Origin of the sequence: Curtobacterium sp. TXMA1, assembly GCF_020162095.1 — a bacterium.
In the GTDB taxonomy this organism is placed as follows: Bacteria; Actinomycetota; Actinomycetes; order Actinomycetales; family Microbacteriaceae; genus Curtobacterium.
In genome coordinates this window covers 673,144-686,337 of record NZ_CP083910.1, presented here as the reverse complement: position 1 = coordinate 686,337, position 13,194 = coordinate 673,144, and the positions used below count along the sequence as shown (strand labels likewise).

Here is a 13,194-nt window from a genome sequence, read left to right as displayed (position 1 = left end):
CGACGGCGTCTCGGTCGTCCGGAGGTGTCTCGACGTTCGAGGGACATCTCGGCCGGTCCGGCGGTAGCGTCGGCGCATGGACGGCACCGCCCCCACCCCGTACCTCTTGCTCCCCGGCACCGCTCGCACGGCGCTCGCCCGCTGGCAGCAGGTCTTCGGTGGCGCGGTCCGGATCGCCTCGTACGAGGACGCCGGCCGCGAGGACGGTCCACCGGAGGCCGTGGCGCACGGCGAACTCGACGGCCCCGTCCGGCTCTTCGCCGCCGACGCCGGGCCCGACGACGCCCCGTTCACAGCCTCCGGCCTGCTGCTCGCGCTGCTCGGGACCGCCGCCCCCGAGGCGCTCCGCCGCTGGTTCACCGACCTGGCGACGGACGGGACGGTCGTCGACGACCTGCAGGAACGGCCGTGGGGCGACTGGGACGGCACGGTGCGCGACGCGTTCGGCCTCACCTGGCTGATCGGCTTCGAACGCTCCGCGATCGACCCGCAGGGCTGAGCCGGCTCAGCCCGCCGCGGGCCCGTCGGAACCGAGTGGCAGCAGCGGTGCCCAGAAGGCATCTGCCCCGTCGGCGACCACGGCGTCGGACTCGAAGCGGAAGCCGTACTCCCGCACGAAGTCGAGCGCTGCGGCCTGCTCGTCCTCGGCGTCGTCGGACGCCGCGTCGAACAGGTACACGCCGTGCCCCATCCGCACACCGGAGTCGCTGATCACGGTCAGGTCCCACCGACCCTCCTCCGCACGCTCGATGCGGACGACGGCGGCCTGTGCAGCGGTGAAGTCAGCCATGCAGCGGAGCCTACGGACCACCACCGGAGCGCGTTCAGGGTGGCGCGCGCCGTTACCCTGACCGCATGGACACCCCGCAGCCGTCCGGCACGACGAAGCGCCGGATCACCCTCGACCTCGACCGTCCGCTGCTGACGTGGGGCGCCCGACCGACGGTGACGATCGACGGCGTCGGTCACCCCGCCCAGTGGGGCACCGGCACCTGGGCGGTCGCCGACGACGGCTCCACCCGGATCGGGGTCTCCTGCTTCAACCGCCTGTGGCGCTTCGGCGCCGCCAGCAGCACGGTCGGCGACGCGGACGGGTTCGCCTACCGCAGTGGGCTGCTGCCACTCGGAGCGGGTCGGCTGACCACCCGACGCACCACGGACTGAGCCGGGAGGCCCGCTGCCGGTGCGCTGATCCGCTCACCGGTACCGCGCCTCCCGTCAGTCGTAGATCGCGATCCAGTCGACGCTCACGTGCCCGGAGGCGGTCGCCAGCACCCGCGTGCCCGTGTCGGTCTCGGCCTGCAGCGTGACCCGCATCGGCTGCGTCGGCACGGCCTTCGTCGTCGACGCGACGAGCACGTCGTCCCAGTAGAAGCGGACGACGTCGTCGTCCCACTCCGTCGTGGCGACGTGCCAGCTGCTCGTGTCGGTCGGCGCGAAGGTCTCGCGCTCCGGCTGGAACGTCATGGCGCCGTTCCGCAGGCTGCCCGGGATCGCCGACGCCGGACGGGGCTTCGCGCCGAGCGTGGCCTCCGGCCAGTCGATCTCCCCCTGGTCCCAGTCGTCGCTCGACGGCCAGAGGATCACGCTGAACTTGTAGCCCGGGGTCGCCGTCGTCTTGTAGCGGATCGACACCCGGCCGGTACGGTGCGGTGCGTACCCATCGGGCATCACCGCCGCCGAGAGCGGCTGCCCGCGGTCGGACCGGAGCCAGAAGTCGAGCACGCCGTCGTGCACGCTCAACACCTTCGACGGCACGTACCGCCCCTGCCCGCTCGTGTCGGAGAACCCGTCGTACAGACCGATGCGCGGGTACTTCATCCGGAAGGTGCCGGCGGGCGCGGACCGGAAGAAGTCCTGCACGGCGGTCTGCTTCCACGTCCGTCCGTTCGACACGACGTCGCCCGACGGCGCGAGGGTCGTGCCGCTCGACGTGTCCGCAGCGGACGCGGGGACGGGGGTCGAGACACCGGCGACCGCGCCGGCCGCGAGCACGGCGACGGTGAGGGCCGCGACGATCGGGGACTGCATGGGGCGCTCCTGCCTGGGGACGACGACGTGGGTGGCGTCGACGCACCGTGGTGGTGGTGCTCGGTGTGCCCAGCTGTGTCGGCTCGGGAAGGGCTGCCGTCAGTGAACCCACCCCGAGCTGTCAGGGAAGGCGCGGCGATGTCCCCCGATCACACGGGCAGAACGGTCTGTCCCTGACCGGTCCGGGCTCCGGGGACCGCTCCAGTAGGGTGAGCGGCATGTCAGTCGGGTTGCTCGCCGTGGTGGACGACATCCTCTCCGCGGCCCTCAAGGCCAGCGCGAAGACCGCGGGGGTCGTGATCGACGACGCGGCGGTCACGCCGCAGTACGTCCAGGGGCTGCAACCGGCCCGCGAGCTCCCGGTGGTCGGACGCATCGCGCTCGGCAGCCTGTTCAACAAGTTCGTCATCATCATCCCGCTGGCGCTGCTGCTGTCGGCGTTCGCCCCGTGGGTGCTCCCGTGGTTGCTCGTCATCGGTGGGACGTACCTGTGCTTCGAAGGGGCCGAGAAGGTCACCGAGTGGTTCGGGGTGCACCACGAAACCGCCGGCGACGCGCAGCCCACCACGGAGCCGAAGCTCGTCTTCGGCGCGGTCCGCACGGACCTCATCCTGAGCACCGAGATCATGCTCATCGCCCTGTCGAGCCTGGACGCCGGGCTCGCCTTCTGGCCGAAGGTCGGCGCCCTCGCGCTCATCGGGCTCGGGATGACGGCCCTGGTCTACGGCGCCGTCGCACTGCTGGTGAAGGTCGACGACATCGGTCTGCAGATGATGAAGAACGACTCGCGACGGACCCGCCGTGCGGGAGCGCGGATCGTGCGCGCGATGCCGACGGTCTTCCGCGTCATCAGCATCGTGGGGACGGTCGCGATGCTCTGGGTCGGTGGGCACCTGGTGATCGCGAACCTGGCCGAGACGTTCTGGGCCGGACCGGAGCACCTGCTGCACGCGATCGAGCACGCGGTCGAGGCCGCCGGCCCGGTCGTCACGTGGATCGTCGACACCGCCGTGTCGGCCGTGTTCGGGCTCGTGCTCGGCATGGTCGTCGTCGGCGTCGTCCTCGGCATCGGCCGGCTGCGCGGTCGCACCCACTGATCGCCGGGCCGAGGCTCGTCCGTCCCCGGACGGCGGTGGACTCAGGCGTCCGGATCGGTGGTCGTCGCCCAGAGGTACCAGGCCTCGAGCTGCGCCTGAGCGCTGCCGAGCGCGCTGTGGGAGCCGCGGACCGTGCCGTCCTGCGAGACGAGTTCGTACTGTCGGTCGTGCGTGATCCGCGCGACCGGGCGACCGTCCGCCCAGGCCGACCAGGAGTCGTCGCCGTCCTGCTGCCAGATGAGGTCGTTCCGGTGTGCCATGGGGGGCGGCTTCCGCTCGGTGCCGCAGGAGCCCGGTTGGCGGAACGACCCGTCGGACGCTACGCCGTCCACCTGGACGGTGGGTCGAGCGCGACCAGGGTCAGAGCTCGACGTCGCTGCCCATCGTCACCGTGCGCTGGGCCGGCAGGCCGAACCGGGCCGCGGGATCGGCCGCGTTGTGCGCCAGGCCGACGAAGAGCTTCTTGCGCCACCGCGCCATGCCCCGGTTGCCCGGCTGCGGCCGGAGGGCGCCGCGCGAGATGAAGTACGACGCCTTCGCGATCTCGTCCGGGTCGATGTCGAGCACCTCGGCCAGACAGGCGGCGTGCAGGGCGCGCGGCAGGTCCTGGTCGTCGGAGAACCCGAACTTCACGGTGATGTGGTCGATGCCGTCGTCCTCGTAGCCGAGGTCGTCGCGGAAGAACGCCTTCGCATGCGGCACGTGCGGCACGTTCGCGGTGAGCACCGAGACGATGAGCACGGTCCGGTGCACCACGTGGTTGTGCTCGACGTTCGCCCGGAGCGCCAGCGGGGTCGTCTCCTTGTTCGGGTGCGGGAAGATCGCGATCCCCTCGACCCGCGGGATGTGCTTCGTGTTGATGCGCTCGATGAAGTCGGCGAGCGACCCCTCGCGTTCCTTGCGTTCCTCCTGCACGAGCTGCCGTCCACGGCGCCACGTGGTCATCAGCGTGATCACCGCGAGGGCGATGAGCAGCGGGACCCAGCCGCCGTGCACGATCTTCGACAGGTTGCCGGCGAGGAAGGTCAGCTCGAGGCCGCCGAAGACCACGGCGGCCAGCACGAGCTTCCACGTCGCCCAGTGCCAGAGCGGCTTGACGACCAGGAGCAGCAGCAGCGTGTCCACGACCAGCGCGCCGGTGACCGACACCCCGTACGCCGTCGCCAGGCTCGCGGACGACCGGAAGGCGAGCATGATCGCCAGCACGCCGATGAAGAGCAGCAGGTTGACCGCCGGCAGGTAGATCTGGCCGCCCTCCTCACGTGAGGTCTGGCGGATCGTGAGCGGCGGCAGCAACCCGAGCTGGATCGCCTGGCGCGTGAGCGAGAACGCGCCGGAGATGACGGCCTGGCTCGCGATCACCGTGGCCATCGTCGCGAGCACCACGACCGGGATCTGCAGGGCGTCCGGGAAGAGCAGGAAGAACGGGTCCTTCGCCGCCGACGGGTCCTCGAGCACGAGCGACGCCTGCCCGAGGTAGTTGAGCACGAGCGCCGGGAACACGACGAAGAACCAGGCGCGCAGGATCGCCGGACGACCGAAGTGGCCCATGTCCGCGTACAGCGCCTCGGCCCCGGTGATGACGAGCACGACGGCGCCCATCGCCACGAAGGTGATGTACGGGTGGGCGACGAGGAAGGCGATGGCCCACGTCGGCGACAGCCCCTGCAGGACACCGGGGTGCGCCACGATGTGCGGTACGCCGGCGACGGCGATGACGACGAACCAGAGCAGCATCACCGGCCCGAACAGGTTGCCGACCTTGCCGGTGCCGAACCGCTGCACCAGGAACAGCAGCACCAGGATGACCGCCGCGATCGGCACGATGAGGTGGTCGAGCGACGGTGCTGCGGTCGACAACCCCTCGACCGCGGAGAGGACGGACACGGCCGGCGTGATCACGGAGTCGCCGTAGAACAGCGAGACGCCGATGATGCCGATGACCAGGAAGACCGTCGCTCCCCCGCGGCGCTTCGCGTACAGGCGCCGGGCCAGGGCGGCGAGGGCCATCACCCCGCCCTCGCCGTCGTTGTCGGCGCGCATGAGCACGAGCACGTACTTGATCGACACGACGATCGTGACGCTCCAGAACATGATCGAGATGACGCCGTACACGTCCTCCTGGTTCGCCTTGACGATGCCGCCGTCGATGGTGAACACCGTGCGGAGGGCGTAGAGGGGGCTCGTGCCGATGTCCCCGAACACGACGCCCAGCGCGGCGAGCGCCAGGGCGGCGACGCCCTTGGCGGGTCCGTGGGCGCCGTCGTCGGCCGCGTCGGTCGTCGGCGACTGGGAGCGGGTCTCGGTCACGCTCGTCTCTTCCGTCGGGGTCGTCCGGGCGACGACCGCGGATCATCCTTGCACCGCTCGCGGTCCGGCGTTCTCGGCGGACACCCATCCGTGCACGACTGTGCGGAGACCGGCTGGTGTGCAGGACTCGTACCCCGTCCCCTCGACGCGTACAGGAACCGCGTCCTACCGTTCGGGGCGACGCGAGCGCGGACGTCCCGCGCACGGAAGGAGTGCACCATGAACCTCGACGGGTTCGAGCCGGCCCAGCTGATCGTCTTCGTGATCGCGGTCGTCCTGGTGTTCGGCGGCCTGCTGGCCAGCCGCAGGCGTCGCTGAGCCGAGCCGGTCACCGGCTGCACGTGCCCGCGAGTGCGCCGAGCAGGCCACCAGCTGCGCCGGTCTGCGAGTGCGCCGAGCCGGTCACCAGCTGCGCCGGTCCGCGGGACCGGCGCGGCGGAACGGGGCGGGCGACCGGCGGACGGGAGGCGCGGGGCCGACGGGTGCCACGCCTCCCGTCCGCCGGTCGGCACCGACCGTCGCCTCAGGCCGCCAGGTCGAGCAGCACGTCGTGCGCCACGCGCGCGGCGCGCGCCGATGCGTCGTCGAGGTGTTCGCGGAACTCGTCGCCGTCGGGCGCGCACAGGTCGCTGATGCCCCGGATCGACAGGAACGGCATGTCGTGCACGTGCGCGAACTGTGCGATCGCGGCCGACTCCATGTCCACCGCCGCGACCGCCGGGAAGACCTCGCGCAGGGTGCGGGCGCGGCCCTCGGTCACGAAGACCTCGCTCGACCCGATCGTCGCGGATCGGATGCGGTACGGGGTCTGCGCGGCCGCGGCGCGGGCGAGCATCCGCGAGTCGGGTGCGTACTGCGGCGGCATCCCCGGGACCTGCCCGAGCGCGTAGCCGAAGGCCGTCGCGTCCGCGTTGATGTTGACGTAGTGCTCACCGACGACGACGTCGCCGATCTCGACGCCGCGCATCAGGCCCCCGGCGGTCCCGACACTGAGCACGGGGACGGCACCGAAGTCGTGGTAGCAGTGCGCGACGGCCGCCGTGGCGTTCGTGAACCCGATGCCGCTGCGTCGCAGGGCGACCACCGAGCCGTCCACGTCGAGCAGGTGGTGTTCGTCGTGCCCGCCGACCGGGCCGTCGTCGATGACCACGCCCCCGAGCAGGGCGGCGACGGCGGACAGTTCCTCGGTCATCGCGGCGATGACGACGGCGACGGGCGTTGCTTGCACCGATCGATCCTCGCACGCGCGTGGGCCCGCCGCCGTCACCGGACCTCGACGGCGTACGTCGAGTAGCCGTACGGCGTCGCCCGGTCGACACCCTGCAGACGGAGCTGTCGCCAGCTGCCGGACAGCGGGACCCGGTCGGTGCCGCCGTCGCCGTCCGTGACCGTCGCGATCGTCGTCCACGCGCCGGTCGTCCCGTCCCGCCCCTCGATGCGGTACGCGCGGCCGTACGCAGCCTCCCACCGGATCGTCGCCTCGTGCACCTCGTGCCGCGCACCGAGGTCGACGTCGAGCCGGGCGTCGTCCCGGTGCTCGCTCGCCCACCGCGTGCCCGGGTCCCCGTCGACGGCGTTGCGCGCCGGGACCCCCGCCGACTCGTCGCCGGACGACGACACCGCGGCGCGGCGGGCGAGGTCCGGCGTCGGTGCACCCTCGGTGGAGAACACCCGGAACGACCACACGGAGACGCCGTACTGCGTGGTGCGCGTGTCGGCGACCAGGCGCACGAAGCGCGCGCGGACGCCGTCGAGGACGTGCGTCTCGGTCCCGCCCCTGCCGTCGGTCGTCGTCGCGACCGTGCGCCACGGGTCCGATGCCCGGTCGCGCACCTCGACGTGGTCGGACGCGGCCGCTGCCGCCTCCCAGACGACCTCGGCGCGGTCGAGCGGCAGCACCGAACCGAGGTCGACGGCGAGCCACTCCCCGTCGCGGGCGGTGCTCGACCAGCGGGTCGTGTCGTCGTCGTCGACCGCCGCGTCGCCGGACAGGTCGCCGCGCTCGTCCGACGAGGTCGTCACCGGCTTGCCGACGGCGACGTCGCGGGACACGGCCGGTGCCCCGCCCTGGTCGAGCGTCCTGAGGACGGCCTGCCCGGTCGCGGCACCGCGCGCGGCACGGACGGTGGTGGTGACGCCGCCGCGGTCCGGCACGGTCACGGCGCCCGAGGCACTCACCGTCGTGCCCTCGTCGGCGGTCCAAGCGGGCTGGGCACCACCGGTCAGCAGCCCGCCGTACCCGTCCGCGTCGAACCCGTACGCCGCGAGCCGGATGGACGAGCCGGGCAGCACCGTGGCGCTGCGCGGGGCGACCACCACGTCGCGGACGTCCACGTCGGACGCGGTCGGCGTCCCGGTCACCTGCACGTCCCACACCGAGTAGCCGTACTGGGTGAGCCGGTCGGTCAGGTGCAGCCGGACGAAGCGGGCCGTCGCACCGACCGGCACGGTGTCGACCGAGGCGTCCGTGTTCGTCACGCTGCGGACGTCCCGCCAGGGGCCGTCGTCCGTGTCGGACACCTGCACGACGTACCGTGCCGCAGCCGCGTTCTCCCACGTGACCCGGACGGAGTCGACGTCCCGCGCGGAACCGAGGTCGAGCGTCAGGTCCACCGTGTCGACGCCGTGCGCGCTCTCCCAACGGGTGGCGGGGTCCCCGTCGACGGCCTTCGCCGCGGTGTTGCCCCCGTCCGTCGAGCTCGCCACGGCCGAGGTCCCCACGACGACCGGTACCGACGCGATCGACGAGACGACGGCGCTGCCCTCGACCCCGCCCGCCGTTGCCACGACGTACCCGGAGCCGGGCGCGGACGTGGTGAGGGTGCCGTCGGCGGTGATCGTCCCGGGTCCGGTGGTGCTCCAGGCGACGTCGCCGGGCAGCGGGGCGGGGTCGCCGTACTGGTCGTGCCCGGTCGCCGAGAAGGTCGTCTGCTCGCCGACCACGACGCGCGTGACGTCGGGCGTCACCGTGATGCCGGTGAGCACCGGCGCCGGTGCGACGCGGAAGTCGTACGAGTCGGAGACCGTGCCGACGGTCGCGGTGACGGACACCTCGTCCGCCGCCGCTCCCGCGTGCAGGGTGCCGTCCTGGTCGATGGTCCCCGCGCTGGTCGACCACCGCACGTCGTCGAGCGGCATCGTCGCGCCGTACTGGTCGTAGCCGGTCGCGGTGAACGCGGTCGTGCTGCCCGGGGTGAGCGTGCGCGGGTCGCCCTCGGTCCCGACGACGACCTTCGCCAGCCGGGCGTCGAGGTGCGACGTGATCTGCGTCCGGGCGGGCACCGCGATCTGCCCGATGACCCGTTGGCCCTCGAACACGTCGTACGTGCGCTGGACGTCGTCGATGTTGTCGATCACGTAGGAGTACGTGCCGTCGGCGGCGCGGAACACCTGGCTCAGCGGGTTCGTCGTGTGGCGGTCGGTGGCCTCGTGGCCGACGGTGCGGTTCGACATCGCCTGGTGGTAGACCATCCCGGCCATCGACCGACCGGTCACGGCCGGGTCCTGCGCCTCCCACAGTGCCGCGTGGACGTCGGCGTACGTGTCCGGGTCGTACTGCGCGAGGAACCCGAGGACGACGTTGCCGAGCGCGTCACCCATCTCGCTGAACACCGCGGCCGCGTGCGCGGTGTCCGTCCCCGGGCGGTGGTCGGTGAGGTCGACGCCGTACAGCCGGTCGATCGTGGCGGGGTCCGCGCGGTAGTCGGTGACCAGGAACGGCAGGAGCGGCGACGGTGTCGGCCAGTCCCCCGGCTGCCGGTCTGCCGTGGGGCCGTCGAGCTGCGCGGGCACGAGTGCCGCCGGCAGGGTCTCGGGTGTCCAGTACCGGGACGGGAACACGACGGAGCCGTCGTCGTCGACCGAGACGTACAGCGTGTCCGTCGACCGGTCGTACAGGGGGTTGGACGCGGTCTTCGCCGTCACGTAGCCGGGGTGGTTCCGCTCGACCGCGCGGACCGCGTCCTGCAGCTCGCCGATGGCGGCGACCCGGTCCCGCGTGATCACGACGTCTCCGTAGGTGCCGACGCCCCACCACTTCTTCGTGAGCATCTGCACGTGCCCGGCGTTGCCGTTCACGACGCCGTCCTGCCCGACGACCTCGCCCCTGGCGGCCATCATCTGCCGCATGATCGCCTTCGAGAAGTCCGGGTCCCACCCGAAGTACGTGAACCACGGCGCGGTCGGCATCCACTGGATCCCGTAGATCCACGCGGGGTCGCCGGAGAAGTACGTCGCCTCGGCCTGACCGGAGTCGAACAGGATGCCCGCCTGGCCGGCGTCGTAGGCCTCGGGGAACGCACCGTTCCCGTCGTACGAGGCCGACGCCGGGTTGCCGTGGGCGTTCTGGTAGTAGTCGCGCACGGCTGCGCGCTCGGTGACGTACTGCACCGCGCCCGCTGCCTGCATGTCGCGGTCGCCCAGCACGGTGCCGAGCAGGAACAGCCCGGCCTCGGACTGGATCGCCTCGGACGACGACTCCTGGTTGTTGCCGCCGGGCGACGACACCCCGCCGGCGTTGGAGTGGCCGGTCCACACACCGAAGGTGCGGAAGTGCGGGAAGCGTTCGTCGTCCCGGTCCCAGTTCGCGTACTGCTTCGCGACCAGGGTCGCCATGTCGCCGTACCGCTGGGCCCACTCCGGGTCGGCCCGTCCGAGCAGTGCGGTCGCGAGCGTGAAGTAGCCGTAGTGGAAGTGGTTGTCGTTGAACTGTGCGGACCCGTACGAGTCGCCGAAGCCGATCAGGGCTTTCCACGTCGGGTACATCGCGAAGAAGTGCTCCCGCTCGCCCTGGCTGTACGTGTACCAGTCGGTGAGCGCGCGCTCGAGGGTCGCCCGCATCCGGTCGGCGTCCTCGGTGTCCCCGATCTGGTCCGCCACGCTCATGTACGCGCCGAGCTGCTGCAGGTCCTTGCCGCCCCAGTAGGTGTCGCCGCCGTAGGTCGTCTTCTCGGCGTACTCCGACAGGTACTGCCGCATGACGTCCTCGCGGTACGGGTCGTCGCCCGTGCTCGTCGGCTCGGCACCGATCGGGGTCAGCCCGCTGAAGGCGTACCGGAGCGTCCACCCGTCGTGCCCGACGGTCGTCTTCATCGTGCCGCGCGGTGTCGCGTAGGTCGCACCGGTGAAGTCGAGGTCGTGCGTCGCTTCCGAGTACTGGTGCTGCAACCACCCCTGGACGGTGTCGTGGTCCGTGCCCTGCAGCACGTCGGTCTGCAGCGACCACCGCTGCTCGACCTGTCCGGCCGCGGGGTCGTACGAGTAGTCCATCCGGGTGTCCCGCGGCACGGCGAAGGCCGTGCGGTGCAGGTCGTCCAGCGTCAGCCCCCGCTCCGGCACGGCGCTGAGGACGAGGAAGGGCGTTCCCGCGGACGCCTCGAGCACGTTGCCCGACCGGGTGAAGGTCGTCCCGGTGGGTGCGTGCACGCCGAACACGTGCCCGTCCTGCCGGATCTCGAACCGGTCCGTCGTGATCGTTCCCGCCAGTTCGGCACCGGCACCGTCGGTGAGCACGGCACCGCCCTGCAGCGTGATCCGCGGGGTCATCCCGTGGAACTCGAACCACTCGTACGGCGACCCCTGTACGCTCGTCACGTCCATGTACTGGCCACCCGAGCCCGCCTGCGGCATCCGCCAGCTGACGTTCCAATCGCCCCAGCGCAGGGCGTCGGCTCGATCGGCGGAGAACGCCGTGGTGAACCGCTGCGCGATGCCGTCCGGGGCGTCGGTGAGCAGCACCTGGTCGACCAGGACGTGCGCCCACCCGGCGCGGAGCGAGTCGACGACCCGGAGCTGCGCTGTCGCACCGCGGTACGCACTGACGTCCCACGACGTCCAGCGCAGCTCCTCGCTGTCCGCACCGGTGGCCTCCTCGACGACCTCGCCGTCGACGAGGAGCTGCACCGCCTCGGCACCGGGGTGCCGACCCCCGCCGACCAGGAACGCCAGGGTGGACCGGTCGACGGTGAACCCGGGCGAGGTGAGCGTGCCGGTCGCGCCGTCGCCGTCGCGGTCGGTGAACGAGTCGACGAACCCACGGCCGAGCCACCCGGACACCGCGCTCTGTCCGGACGCCGTCCCGGAGGCGGTCCCGCCGAAGGCGTCGCCGGTGGTGGTCCACCCGTCGGGCAGTCCGTCCTCGAAGTCGGCGAGCACGCGGTCCGACGCGTCCGGCGTCGGGTCGACCGTGCCTCCGACCGTGACCGGGGCGTCGAGCCGCATCGCGGTGCCGTCGGCGTTCCAGGCAGTCGGGTACGTGAGCTTCGTCCCCTTCGCGCTGTTCGAGGACACGAACGGGTACGCCCACATGTCGCCGGAGTACCTGCTGACGAGCAGGTCGGTCCACCACTGGTTCGTGGGGACGGGCTTCCCCTGCTGCGACGGGTCGATGTACAGGTGCTGGTCGACGGTCTTCCGCACGTCGGCGATGGACGCGATCTCGGCCGGGGGCGTCGGCGCGTACGACCCGTCCCCGACCCGAACGCCGTCGACGCTCGGCGCGGCCGCGTCGGCAGCGGTCGCCGCGAGCCGCTCCGCCGGCGGGTGCGCAGGATCGGCGGTTCCCGACCCGGCGGCCGAGGTGGCCGCGGGGTCCGGCGGCGGGGTGGCCGCGGACGCGGCATCCACGGTGACGACGGGCGCGAGCGAGAGCGCGCCGAGCAGGAGCGTGACGACGACGGTGCGGACCAGGTGCACGGAGGGGTCCCTTCCGGGGGGCGGAGGTTCGGCGGCGGTGCGTGCGTCGGGTCGCACGGGCCACTGTCGGCAGCCTCGACCCCGACGTCAGCAGAAGTGAGGATCCGTCCCGGAAGCGTGGTCATGCGTGACCTCCGTCCGCGTGCGCCGAGCCCCGACGCGCACCCTGCCGCCGCCCAGGTCCGGCGGGGCTACCGTCGGACCGGTGACGGACGAACGACGCCGCGAGGTCGGCGACAGCGACGCCCCGGTCGAGGACGAGATCGAGGAGTCCTTCGACGCGGTGGTCGACGAGGGCGCCGAGCGGCTGCAGCGCACGACCCGGGTCGTCCTGGCGACGGGGTTCGCGGGCGGCCTGGAGATCGGCCTCGGCGTGATGGGCTACCTCGCCGTGCTGCACGAGACCGACAGCCACCTGCTCGCGGGCATCGCCTTCAGCATCGGCCTCGTGGCGCTGTACCTGGCGCACAGCGAGCTCTTCACGGAGAACTTCCTGATGCCGATCGTGGCGCTCGTCGCCCGCGAGGGCACGGTCCGGCAGCTCCTCCGGCTCTGGCTCGGCACGCTGGTCAGCAACCTCGCCGGCGGCTGGGTCGTGATGTGGCTCGTCGTGCAGGCGTTCCCGCAGTGGCACACCGTGCTCGAGGAGTCCGCCCGGCACTACGTCGACGCGCCCTTCGGGCTGCAGACCGCGGTGCTCGCCGTGCTCGGCGGCAGCACCATCACCCTGGTGACGCGGATGCAGCAGGGCACGGACTCGGACCCGGCGAAGCTCGTCGCGGCGGTCGCCGGCGGCTTCCTGCTGGCCGGCCTGCAGCTCTTCCACTCGATCCTGGACTCGCTGCTGGTCTTCGGCGCGATCCAGGCCGGCGCGGCGATCACCTACGGCCAGTGGGCCGCCTGGTTCGGCTACGTCCTCCTGTTCAACGTCCTGGGCGGGGTCGTGCTGGTGACGTCGCTGCGGATCATACGGTCGGCGGACCTGCTGCGCGGGCGGCGGCGCGACGCGCCGGACGCACCGGACCGCGGGACCGGCGAGCAGGAGCGGGGCACCGCGCGCTGA

10 protein-coding genes are annotated in these 13,194 nt (G+C 72.2%); 4 read left to right on the top strand and 6 right to left on the bottom strand.

Annotated elements, in window-relative coordinates:
• Positions 1 to 76: 76 nt before the first annotated feature.
• Complete coding sequence (locus LCG91_RS03385) at positions 77 to 499, top strand: VOC family protein (protein ID WP_224442488.1); 423 nt, start codon at positions 77 to 79, stop codon at positions 497 to 499.
• 6 nt (positions 500 to 505) lie between these two features.
• Here LCG91_RS03385 and LCG91_RS03380 read toward each other — a convergent pair whose 3' ends face one another.
• Positions 506 to 790: a hypothetical protein gene (locus LCG91_RS03380; protein ID WP_058748937.1), complete on the bottom strand. Its 285-nt coding sequence runs from the start codon at positions 788 to 790 to the stop codon at positions 506 to 508.
• Between the two features lie 65 nt (positions 791 to 855).
• Between LCG91_RS03380 and LCG91_RS03375 the strand changes: the two genes are divergently transcribed.
• Positions 856 to 1,164, top strand: coding sequence for a hypothetical protein (locus LCG91_RS03375; RefSeq protein WP_224442487.1), 309 nt, complete (start codon positions 856 to 858; stop codon positions 1,162 to 1,164).
• A 54-nt stretch (positions 1,165 to 1,218) separates the two neighbouring features.
• Here LCG91_RS03375 and LCG91_RS03370 read toward each other — a convergent pair whose 3' ends face one another.
• Positions 1,219 to 2,031, bottom strand: a complete 813-nt coding sequence (locus tag LCG91_RS03370) for a glycoside hydrolase family 16 protein (RefSeq protein WP_224442486.1) — start codon at positions 2,029 to 2,031, stop codon at positions 1,219 to 1,221.
• A 218-nt stretch (positions 2,032 to 2,249) separates the two neighbouring features.
• Between LCG91_RS03370 and LCG91_RS03365 the strand changes: the two genes are divergently transcribed.
• The gene (locus tag LCG91_RS03365; protein ID WP_058730052.1) at positions 2,250 to 3,128 is read left to right on the top strand and encodes a DUF808 domain-containing protein; all 879 of its coding nucleotides are present in this window, start codon (positions 2,250 to 2,252) and stop codon (positions 3,126 to 3,128) included.
• A gap of 41 nt (positions 3,129 to 3,169) precedes the next feature.
• Here the strand turns inward: LCG91_RS03365 and LCG91_RS03360 are convergent, their stop codons facing one another.
• The 4 genes from LCG91_RS03360 to LCG91_RS03345 form a co-directional block, all read right to left on the bottom strand.
• Positions 3,170 to 3,388 carry a hypothetical protein gene (locus LCG91_RS03360; protein WP_058730035.1) on the bottom strand — a complete coding sequence of 73 codons (219 nt, stop codon included), beginning with the start codon at positions 3,386 to 3,388 and terminating at the stop codon, positions 3,170 to 3,172.
• 100 nt (positions 3,389 to 3,488) lie between these two features.
• Positions 3,489 to 5,438, bottom strand: a complete 1,950-nt coding sequence (locus tag LCG91_RS03355) for a potassium transporter Kup (RefSeq protein WP_058730034.1) — start codon at positions 5,436 to 5,438, stop codon at positions 3,489 to 3,491.
• Between the two features lie 523 nt (positions 5,439 to 5,961).
• A complete protein-coding gene (mtnN, locus tag LCG91_RS03350) occupies positions 5,962 to 6,666 on the bottom strand; it encodes a 5'-methylthioadenosine/S-adenosylhomocysteine nucleosidase (protein ID WP_137766575.1) in 705 nt (234 codons plus the stop codon).
• Between the two features lie 35 nt (positions 6,667 to 6,701).
• Positions 6,702 to 12,131: a discoidin domain-containing protein gene (locus LCG91_RS03345; RefSeq protein WP_224442485.1), complete on the bottom strand. Its 5,430-nt coding sequence runs from the start codon at positions 12,129 to 12,131 to the stop codon at positions 6,702 to 6,704.
• Between the two features lie 205 nt (positions 12,132 to 12,336).
• Between LCG91_RS03345 and LCG91_RS03340 the strand changes: the two genes are divergently transcribed.
• Entirely contained in the window at positions 12,337 to 13,194 is an 858-nt protein-coding gene (locus LCG91_RS03340; protein ID WP_224442484.1) for a formate/nitrite transporter family protein, read from the top strand.

Excerpts from the sequence above, each read along its gene's own strand:
- LCG91_RS03385 (WP_224442488.1), top strand. The coding sequence starts at position 77 with ATGGACGGCACCGCCCCCACCCCGTACCTCTTGCTCCCCGGCACCGCT.
- LCG91_RS03380 (WP_058748937.1), bottom strand. The coding sequence starts at position 790 with ATGGCTGACTTCACCGCTGCACAGGCCGCCGTCGTCCGCATCGAGCGT.
- LCG91_RS03375 (WP_224442487.1), top strand. The coding sequence starts at position 856 with ATGGACACCCCGCAGCCGTCCGGCACGACGAAGCGCCGGATCACCCTC.
- LCG91_RS03370 (WP_224442486.1), bottom strand. The coding sequence starts at position 2,031 with ATGCAGTCCCCGATCGTCGCGGCCCTCACCGTCGCCGTGCTCGCGGCC.
- LCG91_RS03365 (WP_058730052.1), top strand. The coding sequence starts at position 2,250 with ATGTCAGTCGGGTTGCTCGCCGTGGTGGACGACATCCTCTCCGCGGCC.
- LCG91_RS03360 (WP_058730035.1), bottom strand. The coding sequence starts at position 3,388 with ATGGCACACCGGAACGACCTCATCTGGCAGCAGGACGGCGACGACTCC.